Source organism: Labrenzia sp. THAF191a, assembly GCF_009363335.1.
GTDB lineage: Bacteria > Pseudomonadota > Alphaproteobacteria > Rhizobiales > Stappiaceae > Roseibium > Roseibium algicola.
Genome location: NZ_CP045333.1, coordinates 3,157,332 through 3,179,767 on the forward strand (window position 1 = coordinate 3,157,332; position 22,436 = coordinate 3,179,767).

Annotated in this window: 25 protein-coding genes; 22 read left to right on the plus strand and 3 right to left on the minus strand. The window is 58.4% G+C overall.

Annotated elements, in window-relative coordinates; translation table 11 throughout:
- Window positions 1–23 precede the first annotated feature (23 nt).
- Both FIV05_RS14430 and FIV05_RS14435 read right to left on the minus strand, forming a co-directional pair.
- Window positions 24–1,304, minus strand: a complete 1,281-nt coding sequence (locus FIV05_RS14430; protein ID WP_152510034.1) for a M20/M25/M40 family metallo-hydrolase — start codon at window positions 1,302–1,304, stop codon at window positions 24–26.
- A complete protein-coding gene (locus FIV05_RS14435) occupies window positions 1,304–2,518 on the minus strand; it encodes an ROK family transcriptional regulator (protein WP_082444494.1) in 1,215 nt (404 codons plus the stop codon). Before FIV05_RS14435 ends, FIV05_RS14430 begins: the two co-directional genes overlap by 1 nt.
- A 526-nt stretch (window positions 2,519–3,044) precedes the next feature.
- On the opposite strand from FIV05_RS14435, the gene FIV05_RS14440 reads away from it, so the two are divergent.
- The 4 genes from FIV05_RS14440 to FIV05_RS14455 all read left to right on the plus strand — a co-directional run bounded on the left by FIV05_RS14440 (window position 3,045) and on the right by FIV05_RS14455 (window position 6,247).
- A complete protein-coding gene (locus tag FIV05_RS14440; protein WP_152510035.1) occupies window positions 3,045–3,527 on the plus strand; it encodes a hypothetical protein in 483 nt (160 codons plus the stop codon).
- On the plus strand, window positions 3,499–5,079 hold the full coding sequence (locus tag FIV05_RS14445) for a terminase (RefSeq protein ID WP_152510036.1): 1,581 nt from the start codon (window positions 3,499–3,501) through the stop codon (window positions 5,077–5,079). The genes FIV05_RS14440 and FIV05_RS14445 overlap by 29 nt, the downstream gene beginning before the upstream one ends.
- A 44-nt stretch (window positions 5,080–5,123) precedes the next feature.
- The gene (locus FIV05_RS14450) at window positions 5,124–5,555 is read left to right on the plus strand and encodes a hypothetical protein (RefSeq protein ID WP_152510037.1); all 432 of its coding nucleotides are present in this window, start codon (window positions 5,124–5,126) and stop codon (window positions 5,553–5,555) included.
- A gap of 74 nt (window positions 5,556–5,629) precedes the next feature.
- On the plus strand, window positions 5,630–6,247 hold the full coding sequence (locus tag FIV05_RS14455; RefSeq protein WP_152510038.1) for a hypothetical protein: 618 nt from the start codon (window positions 5,630–5,632) through the stop codon (window positions 6,245–6,247).
- A 14-nt stretch (window positions 6,248–6,261) separates the two neighbouring features.
- Here the strand turns inward: FIV05_RS14455 and ftrA are convergent, their stop codons facing one another.
- The gene (ftrA, locus tag FIV05_RS14460) at window positions 6,262–7,263 is read right to left on the minus strand and encodes a transcriptional regulator FtrA (protein WP_152510039.1); all 1,002 of its coding nucleotides are present in this window, start codon (window positions 7,261–7,263) and stop codon (window positions 6,262–6,264) included.
- A 79-nt stretch (window positions 7,264–7,342) separates the two neighbouring features.
- Between ftrA and FIV05_RS14465 the strand changes: the two genes are divergently transcribed.
- The 18 genes from FIV05_RS14465 (at window position 7,343) to FIV05_RS14550 (ending at window position 22,431) form a co-directional block, all read left to right on the plus strand.
- Window positions 7,343–7,741, plus strand: coding sequence for a rhodanese-like domain-containing protein (locus FIV05_RS14465; RefSeq protein WP_023000422.1), 399 nt, complete (start codon window positions 7,343–7,345; stop codon window positions 7,739–7,741).
- Between the two features lie 225 nt (window positions 7,742–7,966).
- Window positions 7,967–8,437, plus strand: coding sequence for a hypothetical protein (locus FIV05_RS14470; protein WP_152510040.1), 471 nt, complete (start codon window positions 7,967–7,969; stop codon window positions 8,435–8,437).
- A gap of 148 nt (window positions 8,438–8,585) precedes the next feature.
- Entirely contained in the window at window positions 8,586–9,056 is a 471-nt protein-coding gene (locus FIV05_RS14475; RefSeq protein ID WP_152510041.1) for a hypothetical protein, read from the plus strand.
- Window positions 9,057–9,204: 148 nt separating this feature from the next.
- Window positions 9,205–9,675, plus strand: a complete 471-nt coding sequence (locus tag FIV05_RS14480) for a hypothetical protein (protein WP_152510042.1) — start codon at window positions 9,205–9,207, stop codon at window positions 9,673–9,675.
- A 148-nt stretch (window positions 9,676–9,823) separates the two neighbouring features.
- Entirely contained in the window at window positions 9,824–10,312 is a 489-nt protein-coding gene (locus tag FIV05_RS14485) for a hypothetical protein (RefSeq protein WP_152510043.1), read from the plus strand.
- Window positions 10,313–10,420: 108 nt separating this feature from the next.
- Window positions 10,421–10,900, plus strand: coding sequence for a hypothetical protein (locus FIV05_RS14490; RefSeq protein ID WP_023000427.1), 480 nt, complete (start codon window positions 10,421–10,423; stop codon window positions 10,898–10,900).
- On the plus strand, window positions 10,900–13,149 hold the full coding sequence (locus FIV05_RS14495; RefSeq protein WP_152510044.1) for a hypothetical protein: 2,250 nt from the start codon (window positions 10,900–10,902) through the stop codon (window positions 13,147–13,149). Before FIV05_RS14490 ends, FIV05_RS14495 begins: the two co-directional genes overlap by 1 nt.
- 325 nt (window positions 13,150–13,474) lie before the next feature.
- Window positions 13,475–13,696, plus strand: coding sequence for a hypothetical protein (locus tag FIV05_RS14500; RefSeq protein ID WP_006936041.1), 222 nt, complete (start codon window positions 13,475–13,477; stop codon window positions 13,694–13,696).
- Window positions 13,696–15,399 (plus strand): portal protein, encoded by a 1,704-nt coding sequence (locus FIV05_RS14505; RefSeq protein WP_152510045.1) that lies wholly within the window; start codon window positions 13,696–13,698, stop codon window positions 15,397–15,399. Before FIV05_RS14500 ends, FIV05_RS14505 begins: the two co-directional genes overlap by 1 nt.
- Window positions 15,386–15,700: a hypothetical protein gene (locus FIV05_RS14510; RefSeq protein WP_006936039.1), complete on the plus strand. Its 315-nt coding sequence runs from the start codon at window positions 15,386–15,388 to the stop codon at window positions 15,698–15,700. The genes FIV05_RS14505 and FIV05_RS14510 overlap by 14 nt, the downstream gene beginning before the upstream one ends.
- Before the next feature lie 2 nt (window positions 15,701–15,702).
- A complete protein-coding gene (locus tag FIV05_RS14515; protein ID WP_152510046.1) occupies window positions 15,703–16,614 on the plus strand; it encodes a hypothetical protein in 912 nt (303 codons plus the stop codon).
- A gap of 80 nt (window positions 16,615–16,694) precedes the next feature.
- A complete protein-coding gene (locus FIV05_RS14520) occupies window positions 16,695–17,588 on the plus strand; it encodes a hypothetical protein (protein ID WP_152510047.1) in 894 nt (297 codons plus the stop codon).
- 27 nt (window positions 17,589–17,615) lie between these two features.
- Window positions 17,616–17,897, plus strand: coding sequence for a hypothetical protein (locus tag FIV05_RS14525; RefSeq protein ID WP_152510048.1), 282 nt, complete (start codon window positions 17,616–17,618; stop codon window positions 17,895–17,897).
- A 137-nt stretch (window positions 17,898–18,034) separates the two neighbouring features.
- Window positions 18,035–18,820 (plus strand): hypothetical protein, encoded by a 786-nt coding sequence (locus FIV05_RS14530; protein ID WP_152510049.1) that lies wholly within the window; start codon window positions 18,035–18,037, stop codon window positions 18,818–18,820.
- A 275-nt stretch (window positions 18,821–19,095) separates the two neighbouring features.
- The gene (locus FIV05_RS14535; protein WP_139314136.1) at window positions 19,096–19,542 is read left to right on the plus strand and encodes a hypothetical protein; all 447 of its coding nucleotides are present in this window, start codon (window positions 19,096–19,098) and stop codon (window positions 19,540–19,542) included.
- 14 nt (window positions 19,543–19,556) lie between these two features.
- Window positions 19,557–20,465, plus strand: a complete 909-nt coding sequence (locus FIV05_RS14540) for a hypothetical protein (RefSeq protein ID WP_152510050.1) — start codon at window positions 19,557–19,559, stop codon at window positions 20,463–20,465.
- A gap of 378 nt (window positions 20,466–20,843) precedes the next feature.
- A complete protein-coding gene (locus tag FIV05_RS14545) occupies window positions 20,844–21,881 on the plus strand; it encodes a hypothetical protein (protein WP_152510051.1) in 1,038 nt (345 codons plus the stop codon).
- Between the two features lie 211 nt (window positions 21,882–22,092).
- A complete protein-coding gene (locus tag FIV05_RS14550; protein WP_055655537.1) occupies window positions 22,093–22,431 on the plus strand; it encodes a hypothetical protein in 339 nt (112 codons plus the stop codon).
- The last annotated feature ends 5 nt before the right edge of the window (window positions 22,432–22,436 follow it).

Here is a 22,436-nt window from a genome sequence, read left to right on the forward strand (position 1 = left end):
TCTAACCCTCTGTTATGTTTGGTTCAGTCTGCTTCTTCTTCCAGGCCGCAATAGTCGGCCACGAACAGCGCGAAAGCCCTGACGGCTGCCAGATAGCTTTCCACCTCGATGCGCTCTTCGAATGTGTGTGCGACGCTGATGTCCCCAGGTGCGCAATAGACCGCGGGACACCCGATCTCGTTGACGAGAAAGGGAGATTCCGACCAGTAGGGCGCACCGCCGATGGCGCCGCCGGAGAGGTTCCGGCCGTTCGTGGCGACCTCGACGCAGCGGGACAGCTGCTGGGCGGCGGGCGTCTGGCGGGAGATCTCGACGGGTGAGCCGCCGAAGCGGTGATCACGGCCGGCGGGGTACGCAATCCCGATGCCGATGCCGTCGGCGACCGGCGCTGAACGGACGACCGCTTCAAAGGCGGCGACCGCCTCATCCAGCTTCTCGCCGGGGCGGAGCTTGCGGATCAGGGAGAGCTTGCATTCGCCCGGAACGGCAATATAGCCGCCGCCATTGATATGCGTGACGAGGATGGAGGAAGCGCCGACCAGATCGTGCTTCGGTCCTGCTGCCAGTTCCGCCTCATGTTGCCAGAGGTTGCCCAGAATTGCGTGGGTTGCCTTGAGGGCATCGACGCCCAGCTTTGGCGTACCGAAATAGGCGGATTTGCCGGTTATGGTGATATCGGCAATGAAGAAACCGATCTGGGCCGTATAGACATCCAGCCTGGTCGGTTCGACATAGACCGCGAAATCCGGCTTTGCGATGGTGCCGTCCTTGACCCTTTTGACGAGATCGTGAGCGCCGGCGCTGACGCCGGTGCCCGGTTCGCCGCTTTCCTCATCGCCGATGAAAGCGAAGGAGAGGCCGCCGGCGGGACGGTAGCCCGCCTTCTGCAAGAGCCTGAGGCCGCCAAGTGCGGCGCAGATGCCGCCCTTGAGATCGCAGGCGCCGCGGCCCCAGATCTCACCGTCTATCAAGGCGCCGCCGAAGGGGCTTTCCTGCGGCTTGCCCTGCCAGGCTTCCTGCCAGCCGCGCACATGCACGGTGTCGGTGTGGCCGACGAAGAGGAGGCGGGGGGCATCGTCACCGGTGACCGGCTGGTGCTGGCCCCAGACGTTGAGGCGACCAGGCAGGAATTCGCCGGAACCGGTTTCAAGTCCGAGCGTTTCCATTTGCGATTTCAGGAAGGTGGCAAAGCCGGTTTCGTTGCCGGTGACGCTGTCAATCGACAGAGCGCCGCGAAGGAGATCGATGTCGGCGTCCCGGTCCTGCGTGGCCAACAGCTTTTCATGCAGGTTTGAGGAAATCATCAGGCCGCTCCCTTCTTGAAGGTTTCGATGGACGGCGGCGGAACGGCGATTTCAACGCCCTTGAGGCCTTCGGTGAAAAGCGACAGGTGCAGGCGGGAGAGGGCGACGGAGGCGCCGCCGGCAAGGGCTGCGTGATTGCCGAGGGTCGACTTCTCGATCAGGACAGGGCGGGGGAAGCATCTGGAAATGAATTTGCGGACATTGCCGAAGAGCTCGTCCCGCGTGCCGATGGAACCGCCGATGACGATGCAGGACGGGTCCATGACCGCTGCCAGCGCTGCCATGACGCGGGCGACCTGGCGGGCGATTTCTTCCAGCGTTTCTGTGGCGGCAGTGTCGCCTGTGTTTGCGGCGTCGAAGATGTCCGGCACGTCCAGTGTTCTGCCGGTCTTGCTTTTATAGAGATCGGTGATGGCGTGGGTGGCGGCGACACGTTCCAGGGCACCGACTTCCAGGCTTTCCGGTTCGAACGGATCAGCGCCGAAGGGCAGGTAGCCGATTTCACCGGCAGCGCCGTTCATGCCCCGGTGGAGCTGGCCGCCGATGACGATGCCCGCACCGATACCGGTGCCGATGGAGACGTAGATCAGGTCGTCCTTGTCGCCGCGTTTGGTGAGCCAGTGTTCACCCAGGGCGGCAAGGTTGACGTCGTTTTCGATAAAGACCTCGATGCCGAGGATCTCGCGCCAAAGGCCGGGGGCGTCGATGTCGCCGATGCCGGGGATGTTCGGGGCCATGCGGATGTGGCCGGTAGCCGGGTCCGGAGCGCCTGGTACGCCAATGACGGCGACACGAGGCAGCTTGAGCGAGGGGCTGGCTTCGGTCGCTGCCCGGCGGATGAGGTCCGCGACCTGATTGACGACGGCAATGCCGCCCTGCCTGTCGGTCGGCTCCACCAGCTCCGAGACGACGGCCCCGGTGAGGTTGCAGATGGCAACACGGATCTTGGTGCCGCCGAGATCGACGCTGGCAACGGATGCCGCATCCGGCACGATTTCATAAACCACGGCACGGCGGCCGATATGGCCTTCGGTCTGTCCAACCGTGCGCACCCAGCCTTCTTCTTCCAGATTGCCGACGATTTCCGAAACCGTCTGTTTCGACAGGCCGGTGATCTTGGAGACGCTCGCCCGGGAGATCGGGCTGTAGCTGGCAATCGCCTGGACGATGGCACTCAAGGACATGCGTCTGGAGATGTTCGAGGGGTCTGCCAAGGCTACGCTCCATTAGTTCGTTCTGTCACCGAACTAATTAGATTTTGAGACACGAGTCAAGCGGTGCATTGAAAAATCGGGAGAGATTGAAAGCAGGTTGAGGGGGGCGGCGAGAGAAAAACGATGTCTGAGTAATCGAAAAGACAAGCGAGTGAAGGCAGTTGCGGGTGGGGCGGCAAGAGCCGAAAAAAATGATCCGATGCGCACAACGGAGGCAGTCACCAAGTTCCTGTTTGCAAGGGTGCTTTTGAAAAATGCGGTCTAAACAGTGGCTTCAGACTTTAGGACGACGTGGACAGCTTCGACAAAACCGGGCAAAAAGGGGCATCCTTATTTTACCGTGGATCAGTGTGCCCAAGAGGCCTGGTACCGGTTTTACGCTTCTTCCCAAAACCAAAGACAATTTCAGCAAGGCGCAGGCTTTTGCATCTGGTGCTTCGAGCGCCGGGGCCAAGGACCGGCGATGGGGAAGCCGCGGACCGTGTCTTGAACTGACCTCCAGACGACTTGCAGGAAAGTGCGACCCATGACTTTGCCAGAAGGGGGCGGCAGCGCGCTGAAGTGGCCGACAGCCAGAGCGCGCCGGAAGGTGTGCGCGGAGTTTTGCGCGCATATTGCCGCCGGATATTCGATCGACAGTTTTCCGGACGCCGACCGCCGGACGATCCGCTATTACGCCGAACAGTTTCCCGAGGACTTTCCGCCCGCAAGGCTGGAAGAAGCCGCCCGGCGCGGCCTTCTGGAGTGGGAGCGGATCGGCAAGGACGGCGCCAGGGGAGAGCTGGCGAAATTCAACGCCAGTGCCTGGACCTTTGCCATGAAGAACCGTGCCGGCTGGCGGGAGCGGACGGAGCCGGAAGCATGGCCGGTCTGGAGCGAGCCGGAAGACAGCCAGACACTCGAGACATTGAAACCGCGCAGCTCGGAGGAAATCGCTCTGGGCGTGATGGCATTGCTGACCGGAAAGGATATGCCAAAGGATGGCGACGGCCCTCGAAACGCTGATTGACCACATCGACCGGATGCCTGCGGACGAGCGGGTTGCCTTGCAGAAACAACTGGATGAGGCGGGGGTGCTGGACCAGTTTTCCGTCTGGCGGCCTCAGGCCGGACCTCAAACGGAAGGCTATTTCTCAAAAGCCGATCTGACGCTTTACGGCGGCGCGGCAGGCGGCGGCAAGACGGACCTGATTGCCGGGCTGGCGCTGTTTGCCCACCACAAGGCAGCGATTTTCCGTCAGTCGCTCAAGTCCCTGAAGGGCTTGAGCGAGCGCATGAACACGCTGATGCGCCAGGCGGGCATGGGCAAGATTTCCGGCAATCCGCCAAGGTGGACCGGGCCCGACGAGCGGCTGATCGAATTTGGCCACCTGGGGCTGCCGGGGGCGGAAGAGGACTGGCAGGGGCGCGACCATGACCTGAAGGCCTTCGACGAGGGCGCGCAGATGGACCCGCGCAAGATCATCTTCGTGCTCGGCTGGCTGCGCACGACACGGAAGGGCCAGCGTTGCCGCGGTTTGATCGCCACCAATCCGCCGCTGGGCGGGCATGGGGACTACCTGAGCGACTGGTTCGCGCCCTGGCTCGATCCGCTGCATCCGCTTTACGGCAAGGTGCAGCCGGGCGAGATCCTGTGGGCGGTCTTCATTGACGACGGCGATGCCATACGCACGGTGTGGGTGGACGGGCCGGAGCCGGTGGAGATCGAAGGCGAAGTCCGGACGCCGAAGAGCCGGACCTTCATTCCGGCACGGCGGCAGGACAACCGCTTTCTGGGAACGGACTACGATGCCCAACTCGACCAGATGCCCGAGCCGATGCGCACGGCGCTGAAGACCGGAGATTTTCTGGCGGCCCGACAGGACCACGAGTGGCAGGTGATCCCGTCCGGCTGGGTGGACCTTGCCTTCGAGCGATACGACCAGGGCATCGATCGGGACGAACCGATGACGGTGCTGGCGGTGGATGTTGCCCAGGGCGGCAAGGACCGGACGGTGCTGCAGCCGCTGCATGGCCGGCGATTTGAAACCAACATCGTGCGCAAGGGCACCGACACGAAAGACGGTGCCGATGTCGGTTCGCTGATCATCCGCGAGCGGCGCGACAATGCAATGATCGTGGTGGACTGCACGGGCGGCTGGGGCGGGGACACGGTTGGCTTCCTGAAGCGGGAAAACAACATTCCGGCGGAAAAATGCGTCTTCTCCGCCCAGTCGGGCGAGAGTGCGAAGGACAGCAGGATCCCGTTCTACAACTTGCGCGCCGAACTTTACTGGCGCTTGCGCGAGGCCTTGCACCCCAAGAGCGGGCTGGGGCTGGCAATCCGGCGGTCGGCGACGGTGAAGGCGCAGTTGACGGCGCATCGCTGGAAGATGCGAAACGGAAAAATCCTGATTGAGAGCAAGGAAGAGATCAAGGAACGGCTGGGCTCTTCCCCGGACGAGGCGGATGCGATTGTCGAGGCATTGGGATGGAAGCAGAAAGCGGAGCTGAAGAAGGTTCTGAGAACCGGGGCCGAAAGCCGGATGGCGCCACTGGGCGACCCGCTGGACGGTTTCTGATCCGCGACCTTTGCCTGCGGGACGCCAGTTTCATCGCGGCCAACATGCGCGATCAGGACCTGCGCGAAATCGCCTGTCTGTGGAAGGACTGGGACACGCGCGCGCTGGCGGCCTGCGCGTTGCAGACGGCGGTGCCGGGCATGGTGTGGTCGCTCTGGTACGATGGCCAGCCGGCGGCGGCCTATGGCTTCAGCCGGGCGTCCGCCTTCGATCCGGACCACTGGCAGGCCTGGGCCTTCGGCACGGATCGATTCCGCCGATGTGTGCCGGCAATCACACGGCACTTGCTGGATATCCGGCAGATTGTGGAACGGGATTGCCGGCGGCTGCAGGTGATTACGCTGGAAAATCATGACATTGCCCATGGCTGGATCGAGGCGCTGGGCGCAACGCGCGAAGGGCGGCTGAGAGCCTATGGCCGGGGCGGCGAGGACTTTTATGTCTATGCCTGGGCAAGGGGGGACAAGCGGCCATGAGCGTTGTTCGAAACCGGGAAGGCTGGTAGCGTCCGGCCATTGCTATTTTGACGTTTTTATCTGGAGGCTCAGCCTTGTCTTCACCCAAGGACGATCTGCCGGTCGGGCAGATGACGAAACATTTTGCAGGCAATATCTCTCAACTGAATGCCATCGTTCTGTCCGACTATCGCAGGACCGAGGAAAACATCGGTTATCACAAGGGCCGCCTGGACCAGGGGTTCAAGCTGCTGGTCCTCAAGCACTTGCCGTTGCCGGAAGTGTTCGAGTTTCAGGGCACGACCTTGCGATCGGGCGGGCGGTATGGCCTGCCGGAGGAAACGCAGGAGGCGGACAGGCGGCGCGCGACCGTGCATGACGGCATTCTGGCGGACCGCGGCGCTGCGGGATACCGCGATCTGCAGACCCGCGCCCTGAGCCTTGCAACCGTGACCGGGCCGAAGCGTCTGGTGAAGGTCATGCCCACGATCCGGCATGACGAGCATATGGCCCCGCGCGATCAATATCCGATGGGCGGCGGTTTTCTGCAGTGGGACCTGAAGAAGCCCGGCTTGCCGTTTTTCTGCGCGGCGCATTTCAAACCGGGCGGCATGGTGGTGACAGCGGACGGCACGTTTCAGGTGAACTCGGACAACTTTCTGGCCGATTATCCGCAGCGCGAGAAGCTGCAGAAGTATCTGCAGACAGTCTAGATTTCATACCACATTTAGACAGTGCGGGCAGCGAAGCGGATGCGGTAGTCGGTTGGGCGCAGGCCGAGTTTCTTGCGGAAGTGGTGGCGGAGCGCGTGGGCGCTGCCGAAACCGACGCGGGCCGCGATTGTTTCCATGTCGTCGTCGCCCCGGCTGAGGATCTCCTTGGCGGCTTCCAAACGCTCCTGAACCAGCCACTCGCCCGGTGTCAGCCCCGTTGCTTCGGTGAAGCGGCGCTGGAAGGTGCGCGGGCTGAGGCGGCAGAGGGCCGCCATGGTTTCAATGGTCCAGGCTGTCTGCAGCGCCTGCCTGACCCGCTCCAGAACCGGTGCGATTTCGTTGCCCTCGCGATGAGCGACGGGGCGTTCCAGGAACTGAGCCTGGTCGCCGGTGCGGTGGGCGGGAACGACGAGGCGGCGCGCAACGGAGTTGGCCTTGTCTGCCCCGTAATCCTGGCGGATGATTTCGATCATCAGATCGATGCCAGCAGCGCTGCCCGCAGACGTGTAGATCCGGTTTTCCTGACGGTAGAGCGAGGCCTCGTCGACGGTGACGGCGGGGTGCCGCTCGCGCAGCTTTTCCGCGTAACGCCAATGGGTGGTGGCGGAGCGACCGTCGAGCAGACCGGTGGCTGCCAGCACGAACGCACCGGAACAGATGGACAAGAGCCGCGCGCCCCGGCTGTGTGCCTCGCAAAGCCGGTCGGCAAGCGCTTGGGGAACCGGGTAATCCGCCCCTTTCCAACCGGGTACGACGATGATGTCCGCCTCGGCTATGCGTTCCGGGCCATGGTCTGGCAGGAGTGTCAGGCCGCCATGGGCGCGTAAGGGGCCTTCCTCGACCGGGCAACTGGCGAAGCGGTACCAGTCGGAGCCGAATTCGGGGCGGGCCAGACCGAATATCTCGGCGACGATACCGAACTCGAACGTGCAGAGCCCATCGTACAGCAGGGCGACAACAAGCGGCCCTTCCAGAGCTGAGGGGGCCGCGGTTTGAGGGACTGGATCTTTTGTCATGATATTTACGTATATAGTCAATCGCGCCAATTGCCAATCGGCGTTCATACGGCGACAAACAGCGGGAAAGGAGACCTTCATGACCAACAATGTCACCGCTGTTCCGGCCGCACCGAGCGATCTCGCCAGGGAACATTTTGCCGCTGAATTTACCTTCGAGGCCGATTGCTGGGATGTGCACGACGCCCTTCAGGGCGAGCCTGGCTTTGTGTTGCTGGATGTGCGCAGCCCGGCGCTGTTCGAAAAAGGCCATGTGCCCGGCGCGATCAACCTTCCCCACGGCAAGATCATCCGTTCCAAGATGGCCAGGTGGCCGGAGGAGACATTGTTCGTGACCTATTGCGCCGGCCCGCATTGCAACGGTGCCGCACGGGGGGCGTTGCGGCTTGCGGAACTGGGACGCCCGGTGAAGATCATGGCAGGTGGCGTGACCGGCTGGATCGACGAAGGTTTTGAGCTGGCAACCGGTAATTCATGAGCTGAGCCGCAGCAAGAGCCCCTGCCTGCCTGACCCTGCCTGCTTTGGCCGGTCAGGCGGGGGCATTACCAGCAGCATCGGTCGAAGAGAAACGATAGCCAGGGCCGCGGCAAGGGAAGCCTTCAGGAAAGCTCCAGCGGCAGGTTGCAAAAATTCACTGGATCAACCACAATCCTCTCAGGAACAAAGAATGAACATTTTCTAGGGAATTTGGACGCAGGACCCATGGCGGATTTTGAAGATTTGACCGGCTGGCGGGAAGAGCTGGCCGCATTTGAGAAGACGGAAGAAGGCAGGGCCTTCTTTGCCGGCAACAAGCGCTACGGTGGCCGCAAAGTTCCATATGAGAACGTCGTGCAGATGGTTGAACTGATCCGTGGTGATGAAGAGCTGCACGAGGCTTTGAAGAAGACACTCTGGTTTGCTCAATACGTCGAGGAACATGACCTTGAGGCCTATGACGAGCAGTATCAGGAGCTTCATCCTATTGACGCTTACGATACCATTATTTTCTTCGGACGTTGGTACCTGACGAAATCCCGGATTCACGCAGACAAAAGCAACCTACTGATCGCTGCAAATTTGGCGGATGACGTCGAGGCCGGGAATGTGACCGACCTCCGAACAGAGGAAGCGATGGATTTCACGAGGAAAAAATATTCTCCGTTCGTCTCCTTTCCGGGGGAGGAGACGTGATGGAGAAGGTTGTTGCGATAGATGCCAGTGAAATCAGCCCGATCATGAAAAACTTCGGGCTGGAAGGATTGATCGCCACCGCAAAACGGGGCTGAAAGAGCTTTGGAACAATTGATGAACATTTGAGACGAGTTTGGAAACAGGACCCATGGCTGATTTTGAAGATATTACAGGCTGGCGGGAAGAGCTGGCCGCATTTGAGAAAACGGAAGAAGGCAGGGCCTTCTTTGCCGGCAACAAGCGCTACGGTGGCATCAAAGTTCCATATGAGAACGTCGTGCAGATGGTTGAACTGATCCGCGGTGATGAAGAGCTGCACGAGGCTTTACGGAAGAAAATCTGGTTTGCGGCCTATGCCGAAAAGCATGATCTGGAAGTTCACGATGATGAGTTTGTAGAGCTGAACCCGCTCGAGGCTCATGACACCATTATCGATTTCAGGAAATGGTACCTGATGAAAGCTCCGGTTCGCTTTGACAAAAGGGACATGATCGTTGCGACATGGCTGGCCATCGATCTTGAGGAGGGCAAGCTGACATCACTCAGAACTGAACAGGCCCGAGACTTCATCAAGGAAAATTATGCGCGCTATATCTCCTTTCCGGGGGAGGAGACGTGATGGAGAAGATTGTTGCGATAGATGCCAGTGAAATCAGCCCGATCATGAAAAACTTCGGGCTGGAAGGATTGATCGCCACCGCAAAACGGGGCTGAAAGAGCTTTGGAACAATTGATGAACGTTTGAGAGGGATTTGGAAACAGGACCCATGGCTGATTTTGAAGATATTACAGGCTGGCGGGAAGAGCTGGCCGCATTTGAGAAAACGGAAGAAGGCAGGGCCTTCTTTGCCGGCAACAAGCGCTACGGTGGCATCAAAGTTCCATATGAGAACGTTGTGCAGATGGTTGAACTGATCCGTGGTGATGAAGAGCTGCACGAGGCTTTACGGAAGAAAATCTGGTTTGCGGCCTATGCCGAAAAGCATGATCTGGAAGTTCACGATGATGAGTTTGTAGAGCTGAACCCGCTCGAGGCTCATGACACCATTATTGCATTTGAACGGTGGTACCTGATGAAAGCTCCGGTTCGCTTTGACAAAAGGGACATGATGGTTGCGACATGGCTGGCCATTGATTTGGAGGAGGGCAGGCTGACATCACTCAGAACGGAACAGGCCCGAGACTTCATCAAGGAAAATTATGCGCGCTATATCTCCTTTCCGGGGGAGGAGGCGTGATGGAGAAGATTGTTGCGATAGATGCCAGTGAAATCAGCCCGATCATGAAAAACTTCGGGCTGGAAGGATTGATTGCCACCGCAAAACGGGGCTGAAAGAGCTCCGGAACAATTGGTGAACAATTGAGATGAATTTGGACCTAGGACCCATGGCTGATTTTGAAGACATTACCGGCTGGCGGGAAGAGCTGGCCGCATTTGAGAAAACGGAAGAAGGCAGGGCCTTTTTCGACAAATACAGTTCGTGGAGCCCAACAAGACCCCGGGCACCCAAATTGCCATATGAAACAATCCTCCATTTCGCAGAGTTATTCCTCAGGCATCCGGAAGTTCTTGAGGCGCTGAAGAAATCAGGTGCTTGGCGCGATTATCTGAATGCCAATCCGGATTTTGGCCGGGATGATGAGGGGTTTGATGAGCTTTGCCCGTGGGCGGACAACGAAACCGTGTACGACTTCGAACGCTGGTATGCGATGAAAACGCAGATCCCCTATGACGGTAACCTCGATCCCGGCCGGCGCTTAGCCTACAGGGTTGCGATCGGAGAGCTTCCATCCCTGGCGGCTCCGGAGACCCGGGCTTACGCTGAAAAAGAGCATTCGACGGATATCGCCTTTTCAGACAAGGGGGCGAAATGAGAGAGAAGGTTATTTTTCCGGACGTAAGCAGACGCAGTGCTTCTGTCGTGTGCAAGAGTGTTTCGGAACAATTGATGAACATTTGGTATGGATTTGGACACAGGACCCATGGCGGATTTTGAAGATATTACCGGCTGGCGGGAAGAATTGCAGGCATATTACGAAGAAGGGGGGCAAGAGGCGGTCGATTATATCTATCGACATGATCCAGAGGTCTTCCTTGTGAGTACCAGGCTCTCCCAAGTGCAGCGTTTTGCTGAACTTCTGCTAAAAGACCCGGAACTTAGAGACGCGACTGCTCAGCAAATGGAGTGGTTGAAAGTTGTTGACGCCAATGGGGGAGCCGTTGGCAGGGGGGATCCGGAATGGGACAACCGGCCACTAGAGGCTCACATACTCATGGGAGACTTTTACGAATGGTACTGCCTGAAATCCGGGTATCCTCACGAAGCCAGGCACCTGTATAGTTTTGGTATGTTTACTGCCTGCGATGTCCTTGCGGGAAAATACGAATCTGTTCGGTCAAAGGCGTGTGTCGAATTTTTGCTAGATAGTGGTTACATCGAGCAAGACGAAGGAGGCTTGTGATGAGCAAGCAAACAGTCGTTGCACTCGACCATGCCAAGGTCGGGACGTTGCTCGCCTATACTGTCGAAAAAAAATTACCAAAAGAACAAATGAGGAACAAAGTATTTTCTGTTCTTGATGCCGTTGCTGGATTGGGCGACAAGGTTCTCTATGTACCAAGCGTTGGAACAACAGAACTCACAAACAATATTGCGATTGAATATCTGCCGCATTTCGATGGCTGGTTGAAAAAAAGAACTTACAACAACAAGATCCTCACAGCATCCGAGGTGAAATCCGAGCGGGCCAAGAAGAAATTCGATCCGGATAATAGGCGAAACTCGTCCAGAGGGGGGTATGAAGGCTGGGATATGGATGTCCGGCAGTTCATGCTGAATAGAAACAACAGAGAGAAGTACGATTTTCTCGTTATTAGTGCGGACGGTGCTTTTCTAGATAACAAATTCAATGCCGACAATGCACTTGAGCGCATGAAATTCAGACGGATGAGTTTCAAATCCCTGATGATCTCGATGCTCACCCATCCGGATGTACCGCTGACACCGCAACAGCACGACACAATTGTTCACGCAGCGAACTCGACTAGCCAAAAATTTGGTGCTTTTCACAATCTAGAGCAAAGTCACCCGAAGATTCCTGAAAGCTTCGAGGCAGCGCTCGAGATTAAGAACGCTCACCGACCGATTGAACTCAACGTTGGCAAGCGGTTTAAGAAGTTGGTCAAGAACGGCGCGCCGGTTTTCGTTCTTGGTCTTGCCGCGCCGGTGATATTCAACAAGGTTCAGGCACGTGCGGACGAGCGGAACATACCGTTTGCGCAGGCGGCAAGAGAGCTGGGGCTGGAGTTTACAGAGGACGATCTGAAGTCCATGGCGGCGGAGGCGGGCCTCGACCTGGCCGTTTCGCTGACGCCTGTCGGGCCGTTGAAAAAGGCCTGGGACGTTCTGGGCAATCTGGACGACATTATCGCCTTGACCCAGCTTTATGGCGAAGCCTATCCGGACAACCTGGTGATCCGGAAAATGGCGGAAATTGCTACAACTGTGGAAGGTTCGGAAGCATTTGGCGCCTATGTTTATGGCCGGGACGCGCTGACAGGCGCGGTGGGCAGCGCAATCGACTGGGCGTTTGCCGGCAGCGAGGATGAGGAAGAGGCCTTGCAGGCGCTGCAGGGGATACAGAACGCGCTTGAGGCCGGCGGAGCCGTGGAGCAGGCCGCAAGCCGCGGCGCAACACGCGAACAATTGACTGACACCCTGACGAGAGACGCAGAGCTGCGCCGTGGACAGGTCAGGCAACTGTTGTCGGCGGCCCCGATGGCGGCGACAGATGCGCCGCTTACGGCACCGCGGCTGGAGGATGACAGTCTTTCTTCTGAAACCATCCTGATGGATGGCGGGCAAGTGCCATTGGGCGAGAAGCCGGTTTTGCCAGGCTCTTCCGCCATTCTGGCCCCTGGTTTTGAGGAGGCGCGCCAAAACGGCGTGTCTGAGGGCAGCGTGTCTGGAGCCGGCGGAGTTGGGGCCGAAGTGGGCACGGGCAAGCTGGACGGCGTGAGTGCCACAACGGCGGCCGATGTTGCTGACGCCTCAGCCGGTTTGGCTGCATCTGCTGATCTGGCCCGGAAAAGTTCCTATGACCGATATCGGCAGATCGGCAGAACTGCCGCGGAAGAGGCGGAAGCGCTTGCGGATTACGAAAGGCTGTTCAGGCAAAGCTATGTCGAACTGGGCGGCCACAAGGAGGCTGCCAGGGACTATGCGATTTACCGGTTCAAGCAGATGTGGGGTCTTTCGGCCTTCGCGCCGGAGGCGGAAGGGACCGTATTGAAATATCCGGTCGAGACAGCCTATCCGGATCTTGGAAAAGACGGCCATGGTTACGTGCGCAAGGACGTTGAGGACCTGCTGAAAGCACAGGGTGTGCGCGCCGCGAAATGGCATCTGATGCCAAATGACAAGACCGGCCGGGACAGGCGGCAGGCCCCGGCGGACGAGGACGGCTACGGCCCGCGCATGACATTGACCTATGACGACGAGACCGGACAGCGCCATTTGCTGACGGAAGACTTTCAGGCAAATGTCGGCCGGGCTCGGGACAGGGCGTGGCAGACGTACGCCAAAAACAACAGCAGGCGGGCCGCGCGGCAGGCCCCTGCCGCACCGGCTGGAAACGTTCCGGCGGCGCTGGCTGCCGCAGCGCCCGGTAAAGCCGCGCCGCTGGATGGAGCTTCCACCGGGGCGCGGTGAAAAAACACCGCTTCGGGCGCACAACCGGGAAGCTTCAAAATGCCTTTGAGCGGCAAGAGCTTTCCGGAAATGCGTGTCTGAACAACAGGTTCAGACATCTGGCCTTGCTGGACGCTTCGTCAAAACAGGGCTAAAACAGACCTCATACCGGTACTTTGGAAAATTGCGGCTTGGCCGGCAGGAACGCTTTGGCGCTGCCGGATACGTCCGTTCGATCTTTTTCCGGCCGCCTGCGCGGACCGGCCTTGAGGCGCTGCCGCCGTGCCGGCAGGCGGCGCTGATTACACGTTTTCAAGACATTGAGAGAAAGGGACCACCCATGTGCATGTTTGGTGGGGGAGGCTCCAAGCAGCCGGACCCGGAACCGACACCGCCGCCGCCGCGCGAACCCGATCCGCAGCGGCAGGCGCGCAACCTGCAGGAAAACGGGCGCCGGCGCCGGGCCGCCGCCTATAACACCCGGGCCACCAACCTGACCGGCCCGCTGGGCGTTGCCGATTACGGCAGTGCCTCGCGGCCCGGTGTCACACTTTTGGGGCGTGCGTGATGGGGATTGTCGACGATCTGAAAACCGAGCTGCAATCGGCCCGTGCGGAACGCCAATGGGTGGAGGCGGACTGGCAGGACTATGTCACCTATACGGCGCCGGACATGGAGCGGGCCTTCAACCGGCCCGGCGGCGTGAGTGCCCGGGATGGCATGAGCGCCCTGCGCGGGTCTGCCGCCCGGGACCGGTCGCGCAAGCTGTACGACCCGACCGCCGTCTGGCTGCTGGACAGGCTTGCTTCCGGCATCGGCTCGCTGACCATGCCCGAAGGCTTTCCCTGGCATGGGGTCGGCTTCGGCGATCCGTTTGCGCCAGCGCCCAGCCAGGCGGACGAGGAGTTTTTCGAACTGGTGCGCGATCACCTGTTTCGTGTGCGGTATTCGGGGCGATCCGGCTTTGCGCTGGCCAATCGCTCGCGTCTGCTGTCCACCGTGAAACTGGGGACGGGTGTGCTGTTTCCGGTCGAAAACGAGGACAGCCTGGCGGATATCCGCACGCCGGTTCACTACCGCTATGTGCCACTTTACGAGATTTACCTGGTCATCGATGCCCAGGGCAACGATTGCGGGTTCTTTCGGGTGCGCACGCTGAAGGCGTGGCAGGCGGTGAAGGAATATGCCGGCAAGGTGTCGCCCAAGGTGAAGGAAGACGCGGCCGACGCGAAGCGCAAGAACACTGACTACACTTTCGTACATGCCTGCTTTCTGCGCGAAGGCGGCCACGCCCAGGCAACCGACACCAGGAAATCCCGGTTCGAGAGCATCCACTTCGAGGAAGACAGCGGGCATATCTGCCGGCGGGGCGGCTTCTTCGAATATCCGCTGGTGATCAGCCGGTGGGACCGGGACGGGCTGTCGCCCTATGGCTCGCCGCCGCAGGCAAAGCTGATGAGCGACATCAAGAGCCTGCAGAGCCTGGCGCGCGACGGGCTGATTGCCAGTTCGCAGGCGGTGCGCCCGCCGATCGCCACCCATGCGCAGGAGCGCCAGCTTGACCTCAACCCCGGCCGGATCAACCCCGGGCTGATCGACGAGCAGGGCCGGCCGCTGTTCCGGCCGATGATCGACACGGTGAACCCGGGCGCGGCGGATGCGCAGATCGAGACCATCCGCGAAAAGCTGCGGGTGGGGCTTTATGGCGACCTGTGGCAGACGCTGCTGGAAGGCAATGGCCGCACGGCAACGGAAGCCAATATCCGCCGCAAGGAAATGGCCGACATGATCGGGCCGTTCTCCACCAACATCATGGCCGGAAACGAGGCCTTGTTCGAACGGGAGATCGGCATTCTGGGACGAAGGGGCGCTTTTGCCCCCGGGTCGCCCCTTGCCCCGCCGCAAAGCGTGCTGGAGGGCGATGTGACCCTGACGCCGACGGCGCCCATCGACCAGATGCGCGAGGCCGGGCATTTCGAGGCGATCATGGGCTTCCAGGAGTATCTCGGCATCGCGGCTGGGGCCGATCCCTCCATTCTGGATCTGCACGACCGGGAAGCCGAATATGACCTGACTCGCCGCGCGCTGGGGCTGCCCGCCAAGCTGAGGCGGCGGCCGGAAGAGGTGGAAGCACTGCGGCAGGAACGGGCGGCCGAGCAGCAGCAACAGCAGCAGCTTGCGACCGGCGAAAGCATGGCGCGGATCGCCCGCGACGGGGCGCCGCTTCTGCAGGCCCTGGGCGGCGAGGGAGGGCTGGATGGTCTGGCGTAGCCTCAAACGAGCCGCCCGGCGGCGCCGGGAGCGGGCTGGAGTGCTGGAACGGGCCTATCGGTCCGTTTTTTTGTGTCCGGACGGCGAAATCGTGCTGGCGGACCTGGCTGCCGAATGCGGCATCTACCAGGCGCCGCCGGTGAACCTGGAGCCGAGGGCGGGCGGTTATCTGGACGGGCGCAAGGCACTTTATGCCCGCATCCTGTCCATGATCCGCATTCCGCCGGAAGAGCATGCCGCGCTGCAGGAAGCTGCCCGGCTGGAAATGCTGCCCGAGTTCGAAACTGACGAGGAATATTGACGATGTACGACGCGATTGAGCCGGCAGCAGGACCGGAGGCCGGCGGGCACGACGGTTCTGGACACGATGGTATGGGGCATCACCCTTCGGAGGGTGGAGGTTTCATCGACGGCCTGAGCGATGCCGACCGGGACATGGCCGCCAGCCATGGCTGGCGCGATGCTGCCGGCATTCTGGAAAGCTACCGCTCACTGGAAGACAGACTGTCCGGGGCGCTTCAGGTTCCGGGCGAGGATGCCGACAGCGAGGAGCAGGCGGCCTTTTATGCCGATGTTTCCAGCCGCTGGACGCCGAAGGACGGCTATCGCTTCAAAATGCCCGAGACGCTGCCGGAAAACTTTCCCTACGACCGGGCCTTTGCGCAGGAAGCCGGAGACTGGTTCAAGGAGGCGGGGCTTCACCCCGAGGCAGCGCAGAAGCTGCACGACCGGTGGGTGGGCAAGATGGCAGAGCAGTTTTCCGCCCATGAGGAAGCGGCTGATGACGCCGCGCAGAAACAGGGCGAGGCCGCCGAGGCTGCGCATCTTTCCCTGATCAGGGAATATGGCGAACCGGACAGCGACGGCTATCAGAACGCCATTGCCAAGGCCGACCGGGCGCTGAGCACCCTGAAGACGGCCGGGGTGGATCTGACGGGATGGTTCGCGGAAAAAGGCGCCCTGACCACGGCAGGCAGCGACGGTTTGCAGCAGGTGACGGACCCCGTGGCGGTGAAGCTGCTCGCCTTCATCCACGACAGCGCCTTTTCGGAAGACGGCCTGAACGGTTTCGGCGCGGGCGGGGAGGGCGGCAATCCCTTCGAGACCGGCAATCCGGACCTCAGGCAGCAGTCGGACCTTCTGGAAAACAGCCCCTTGCGGGCACGGCAGATGATCGTTGCGGCGGGGCGGGATCCACGGTTGTTCGGGCTTTGAACCTGTCCGAAACTGTTGAACGAATTTGTTTTCTCAGTAGAAAAAGTCGATTTCGTGCGTTTCGGAAATGAAAGATAGTGATGGATAAGTATTGGAAAAATGAACTCAAAAAGAGTTTCGTTGGATCCCGAGTTGATGGCGCTTTCGATCGTGCAAACAAGGGGTCACTAAACGAAAAGGTATATATCGATACGCGGCGCAAAGAAGCGGATGAAGTTGTCGCTGAGATCTTGGCTGAGCATGAGGCGCAGACGCAGAGGCGCGAAGAACTCAGGGAAATGCGAGACTACTTGTTTGACCACTACGGCTCGAGTGGCGTCGGCCTTGAAGGGATGCAGGATGCGCTTCAAGAATTTGGTCGCCAAAGTAAAGAGCACTACCTTGCTAAACAACTAATATCGGGTTTGCTAATATCGAACTCAACTAGAGCTGATAACACATTGAGCCAACTTGGCCTTGGTATGGTCGGTGCCGGTGAGCAAATAGGGATGATAGTAGCAGAAAGATTTGACGATGAAAAAACACGAGCACTTGCGAGACAGTTTCTCGGGCTGGAACAGAATATTTCTGTAAAGGCACGGGATAGTTCTACGGAAAATCCACGTAGTGCTAAGGGAGATCTCAAAATTTCGCCAAAGGTTTCCGGTCGAACTTTTCAGCCGGATAGAAGTGCCCCGCCCAACAGAACACAGTCGCTAAGTGCGCCAGACGTAAGTTCATTCGATGAGGCATTGACGCCAACTTCTACCGAGACTGCGTCGCGATTTTTGCTTCATGAACCAGGAAGGAAAAACGCACCCATACCAGCACCCCGTCCCCACACGGGTAAGAAGCAAGAAGCTTCAGAGGTTAACCCCTTCGACGTCAAGACACCCGACCTGAAATTGCAAGCCGCGCTCCTGGAACGTTCTCCGGTACTTGCGAAACAGTTGATCATATCTGCTAGGCGTGACCCAAAGATGTTCGGCCTATAGGTGTCTGGTATTTAGGATGCAGTTGAAATGGGCTTTAGGGCCAAAAAAGGCGCCCTGAGCACGGCAGGCAGCGACGGTTTGCAGCAGGTGACGGACCCCGTGGCGGTAAAGCTGCTCGCCTTCATCCACGACAGCGCCTTTACGGAAGACGGCCTGAACGGCTTCGGCGCGGGTGGCGAGGGAGGCAATCCCTCCGAGACCGGCAATCCGGACCTCAGGCAGCAGTCGGATCTTCTGGAAAACAGCCCCTTGCGGGCACGGCAGATGATCGTTGCGGCGGGGCGGGATCCACGGTTGTTCGGTCTCTGAAAAGGCCGCCGATTTCGGAAGAGGTTTTCGTGCCAATTTCAATTAAGGGTTGATCAGGAACAAATAATGAACATATTCTGATTGTTCAGCGTCTCGATGCCTTTGTTCGAGAGCGATGATATATAAAGGGATCCGGAATGAAAATGAACACCTTTCGTTTTATCAAAGGCTTTGGGGCAATTCTGAAAGTGTCGGGGGTTATTGCTCTGCCGTCGGTTTGCCTGGCCGCGGACGGTGCAGTCATCCCGTGGGAACAGCAACCTGAAGTTCTTCGGTCTGAAATAGAGGGCTATGTCAATTCAAGCCTCGATCCCGCAATGTTCAAGGTGCAGGTCGCGGAGGATGTCCGTGTGGTCTATCTGGGCTTTTCGCCCGAGGAAATCGAACAGAATGCGGAGCAGTTTCCGGACATTCCAGGCCATGGCATCTCGCATCTGCCCTATGGACGGAACGAGTATTACAGCACTCCGGTGGATGCGTTGGATTACCAGCTTTCCAATACGATTACCGTGCTCAATCTCGATCTGGACAAGAAGCCGGGATCGGATGGTGGCAGTGGCGAGAAGAGTACGGAATTGACTGAAATTCTTGCGCCACAAGGAGAATTCTTTCAATCGCTCGGGTTATCCATTTTTGATTTGATGAGGCTCAAGGATGGTCGGGGCACTCTCGTTGAGTTCGGCCCGCCAATGTCAGTGTTCGACGATTTCGAGTTTTCCTATCGGGACAAGATTCTAGAAACGCCTTGCACATCGGTTTTTGAGTTTGCAGGAACTGACGACGGTACACAGGAAAACACCATGGTTGTTTATTCCGGCGCCGAACCCGGCTCCGCCGATCAACTTCAGTGCCTGGAGATGCAGTCTTTGGTCTTCCTGCGGCCTGCGAGCCTACCACTTTCCACAGCGCTCGAAGAGAGATGAAACTCGCTGGCAGGTGTCGGTTTACTGCGCATTTCCATAAACCTGCACAAGCTGACACCTGCCTGCAAAGTCGTGCTGTGCCATGAGCAATCGTGCCAACTGATGCCAGCAATCCGTCTGTGGAGCAGGTCAGACACCCCGGCAGAAAAATCTGGCGATCTTTTCAGTCTCCGGTGCGAAGGCCTGGTTCTCTAACCGGATGCAATTAAAGGTTTTTTGGAACATATCATGAACAATATACCGGTATCAAAAGATCAAAATCGGAGAGTTCGATTGTGAAACTATCAAGACTATCGGGCATTTTGTTGGGCCTGTTTCTCGTTGCCTGCGCGTCAGATGAAGAGAGAAATTTATCAGGTGCAAACGGGAAAACGGTGGTTTCGGCCTGTGATCCCGGACCGATTTTCGAACGGCTTGAGAAAGAAATGAAAACCGGTCTTGCTGGCGCGGATCAGGAGAGGATTTCTCGCGTATACAACGAATATTTTCGAATAGTGAGAATTTGCGACAAAACTCAAGATATGACTTATGTCGTGAAGCAAGAATATGCCGACAAAAGAACCGCCGCATTTCTCGGTTTTCCACCGCCTCCCCCGTATATTTATACGCAAAAAAAATCCCGAAAAGGTGAGCTTTGCCTCAGTCGGGAGGGCTCGGAAAGTTCGTTGATTTCCGCACCGAAATGGTATTGCGAAAAGGGCGGTTGGTCTGACAACATTTAGATAAGGGCCAAGTAATGGATAATCACGGACAGCAAACGATACGTATCGGTGAGTACAAGCTGTTTGGAGTTGCCTCACATATTGTCATCACAGCTCATGATGAAACCGGCAAGCAGATCTGGGAAGTCAACGGACTTTCACATGACAGGCAAAATAATATAATTCCAATAGGAAAACCCTGGGACGGAAGCGATACGATCAAAGGTCACTTGGATAATTTTTCAAGGATGGGGCATCTCGTCGACAACCAGACAACAATTATCGCGGGGACGCCGGCTGAAATCGAGGCATACAGGATAAGAGCTCGCAGCGCTATTGATCGGATCAATGCTCAAAACCTTGATTACAGAATCGACAACCAAAATAGCAACAGCGTGGCGGGGACGGTCCTGAAGTCTTTCGGGATTTCGCCACAGGAATTGCTGAATTCAACAAGGCATCAATTTGAAAAACCAGTCCCAGGCTTTACCGAAGATCTGATCGGCAACAAAGATGTCTTACCTGCAGGATCGGCGCAGTCAGATCCTGAATTGGATGGTCAGTCGGCGCATGGCAACAGATTACGAAACCATGTTTCTGCTCCGTTTCCGATGCCGAGACCTCATTTGGCAGCGGATGACAACCGTTCGAGGGATAGTCAGCCCGCGTTGCGTGGCGAAAGTGATATTCCGCCGCCATCCTTGAGCGAACCGAAGAGCGGTGAGGCTTTTGAGAACGGTCCCATTCCGAGCGCCAAACCGAGTAGAGCTCGCTCTATGCTCCAGCCTGATAATCTGAAGAATGCAAATCCATTCGACGTGAGAAAACCCGACCTCAAACAGCAGGCCTTCCTTTTGGACCATCAGCCGACGAAGGCGAAGCAGCTTATCCTTTCTGCTGGACGAAACCCGGAGTTGTTCGGGTTCAAGGGTGTTGTCGTTTAACTGAACGACCCCTCAAATTTACGTGGTCCGATGCATTACCTCACAAATCGGATCCATCAGACGCCAGATCCTTGCTCACTTGCGAAGTCCTTTGTGCGCTTTGCCGTCAAAGCAACTCAGGCCTGTGACTGTCATCGCGATATTGCCACCTCGGCTGAGCGATCTTACCCGCTTTGAGCGATTTCTGCCCCGTTAATCGAGGAAACGGAAGTCCTCCAAAACTGCGTATTTCTTTTTTCAACCGGAACGTTGCTTCAGCTACTTCAAAATTGGAAGGGGCGACTTTTTGGCAAATTGCCTGCGGCCATGGCGAGGAAACGTGCGTCATCGACAGCAGTCCGTTAGAGCCGGAAAATTGTCAAAATCAAAGGAAATTCAATGACATCTCAAATTTCAGACATCGTCGTCCCGCGTGTGTTCACCCCCTATATGGCGGAGAACAAGCCGGCCAAGCTGATCATGCTGGAAAAATCCGGCATTCTGGCCGGTCCGGCACCGGAAATCGGCAAGCGCTTCAAGGCCGGTGGCAACCAGATTGAAGTGCCGTACTGGGAAGACCTTGATGATGCCGAGCCGACGGTGATCGACGACAGCGACAACAAGATCGGTGTCAGCAAGATTACCGCCAGCGACATGAAGGCCTACAAGCACCGCCTGGCCAAGAAATACGGTGCCAAGACGGTGGCAAGCTATGCCGCAACGGGCCGGGGCGACAGCGCCATGAACCGGGTGGCCGAACGGATCAGCGCCTATTGGGGACGCCGCAAGGAAGAGCGCATCATTGCGACGGCTGAAGGCGTGATCGCCGACAATGTCGCCAATGACAGCGGCGACATGGTCTATTCCATCTATTCCGATGTCGGTTCGCCGACGGCCGCCAACCGCATCAGCTATCAGGCGATCAACCGGGCCCGGCTGACCATGGGTGAGAACCTGGACGACCTGCGCGTGATCGCCATGCACAGCTTCGTCTATGGCACGCTTCTGGACGACGAAAAGATCGAGTTCAAGAAACCGTCCGAAGCGCCGTTCGAGGTGCCTTATTATGCCGGGATGATGGTGGTGCATTCGGAAATGATGCCGGTGACGGCCGGGGCCAATTCGGACGAATACTCCTGCTTCCTGTTCGCACCGGGCGCATTCATGCATATCGACGAAGTGCCGAACCGCTCGACGATCTACGGCAACGAGGGCACCGAAATCACTCGTGATCCGGACATCGGCGACGGTGGTGGCGCCGACTATCTGACCACCCGCCGTTTCGAGCTGATCCATCCGGCCGGAATGGATTTCACGGCGTCTTCTCTTGCCAAATCCCAGGGCGCGAGCCTGGCCGAACTGCGCAACGCGGCCAACTGGGACCGGAAATACAACCGCAAGAACGTGAAGCTGGCCTGCCTGAAGGTGAACATCTGACGGCGTACCCTTGGGGCAGTCTGGAGGCGAGCGACCGCAGACATCCACCCCAACGTTTTTGGACCGATCGACCTTTCTGCCCGTAGCCTTTCCTGCGGGCTTTTTGCTTGGTCGGTTCGACCTCTCACGGGCCTGATCAAGTCAGGGCCTGCCAAACTTCTTCGGGCGGCGTTTGCCGCCCTTTTTCATTTTCTCGAAAAAGAGGCCAGACATGGACGAGATCATCATGCGCCGCTTGCGGCATCTCCAGCGCCTGGAAGAACAACACGAAGCCGATTTTCTGGCCCGTTGTGCCCCGGCCAAAACCGAGGTCGAAAAGCGGCAGGAACACCTGGCGGATGCGCTGGCCGCGGACTGGAACCGCAAGCAAAGGGCGGCAAGGCAGCCACAGGCCGAAAAGCCGCTGCCCAAAGGCTGGCGCAAGGAGCACTGGAAGACCCAGCAGGCCATGGCCGCGGATTATGCCGGCGTAAAAGCCGCCAACAAATACGAGGCCGTTCAGGCGCTTGCCGCCTATGAGGCCAAAGCCGGCGATCTTGCCGCCGCCTGATCCTT

Coding starts and splice junctions, on each gene's coding strand:
- FIV05_RS14430 (WP_152510034.1), bottom strand. CDS start 1,304: ATGATTTCCTCAAACCTGCATGAAAAGCTGTTGGCCACGCAGGACCGG.
- FIV05_RS14440 (WP_152510035.1), top strand. CDS start 3,045: ATGACTTTGCCAGAAGGGGGCGGCAGCGCGCTGAAGTGGCCGACAGCC.
- FIV05_RS14445 (WP_152510036.1), top strand. CDS start 3,499: ATGGCGACGGCCCTCGAAACGCTGATTGACCACATCGACCGGATGCCT.
- FIV05_RS14450 (WP_152510037.1), top strand. CDS start 5,124: ATGCGCGATCAGGACCTGCGCGAAATCGCCTGTCTGTGGAAGGACTGG.
- ftrA (WP_152510039.1), bottom strand. CDS start 7,263: ATGACAAAAGATCCAGTCCCTCAAACCGCGGCCCCCTCAGCTCTGGAA.
- FIV05_RS14465 (WP_023000422.1), top strand. CDS start 7,343: ATGACCAACAATGTCACCGCTGTTCCGGCCGCACCGAGCGATCTCGCC.
- FIV05_RS14470 (WP_152510040.1), top strand. CDS start 7,967: ATGGCGGATTTTGAAGATTTGACCGGCTGGCGGGAAGAGCTGGCCGCA.
- FIV05_RS14475 (WP_152510041.1), top strand. CDS start 8,586: ATGGCTGATTTTGAAGATATTACAGGCTGGCGGGAAGAGCTGGCCGCA.
- FIV05_RS14480 (WP_152510042.1), top strand. CDS start 9,205: ATGGCTGATTTTGAAGATATTACAGGCTGGCGGGAAGAGCTGGCCGCA.
- FIV05_RS14485 (WP_152510043.1), top strand. CDS start 9,824: ATGGCTGATTTTGAAGACATTACCGGCTGGCGGGAAGAGCTGGCCGCA.
- FIV05_RS14490 (WP_023000427.1), top strand. CDS start 10,421: ATGGCGGATTTTGAAGATATTACCGGCTGGCGGGAAGAATTGCAGGCA.
- FIV05_RS14495 (WP_152510044.1), top strand. CDS start 10,900: ATGAGCAAGCAAACAGTCGTTGCACTCGACCATGCCAAGGTCGGGACG.
- FIV05_RS14500 (WP_006936041.1), top strand. CDS start 13,475: ATGTTTGGTGGGGGAGGCTCCAAGCAGCCGGACCCGGAACCGACACCG.
- FIV05_RS14505 (WP_152510045.1), top strand. CDS start 13,696: ATGGGGATTGTCGACGATCTGAAAACCGAGCTGCAATCGGCCCGTGCG.
- FIV05_RS14510 (WP_006936039.1), top strand. CDS start 15,386: ATGGTCTGGCGTAGCCTCAAACGAGCCGCCCGGCGGCGCCGGGAGCGG.
- FIV05_RS14515 (WP_152510046.1), top strand. CDS start 15,703: ATGTACGACGCGATTGAGCCGGCAGCAGGACCGGAGGCCGGCGGGCAC.
- FIV05_RS14520 (WP_152510047.1), top strand. CDS start 16,695: ATGGATAAGTATTGGAAAAATGAACTCAAAAAGAGTTTCGTTGGATCC.
- FIV05_RS14525 (WP_152510048.1), top strand. CDS start 17,616: ATGGGCTTTAGGGCCAAAAAAGGCGCCCTGAGCACGGCAGGCAGCGAC.
- FIV05_RS14530 (WP_152510049.1), top strand. CDS start 18,035: ATGAAAATGAACACCTTTCGTTTTATCAAAGGCTTTGGGGCAATTCTG.
- FIV05_RS14540 (WP_152510050.1), top strand. CDS start 19,557: ATGGATAATCACGGACAGCAAACGATACGTATCGGTGAGTACAAGCTG.
- FIV05_RS14545 (WP_152510051.1), top strand. CDS start 20,844: ATGACATCTCAAATTTCAGACATCGTCGTCCCGCGTGTGTTCACCCCC.
- FIV05_RS14550 (WP_055655537.1), top strand. CDS start 22,093: ATGGACGAGATCATCATGCGCCGCTTGCGGCATCTCCAGCGCCTGGAA.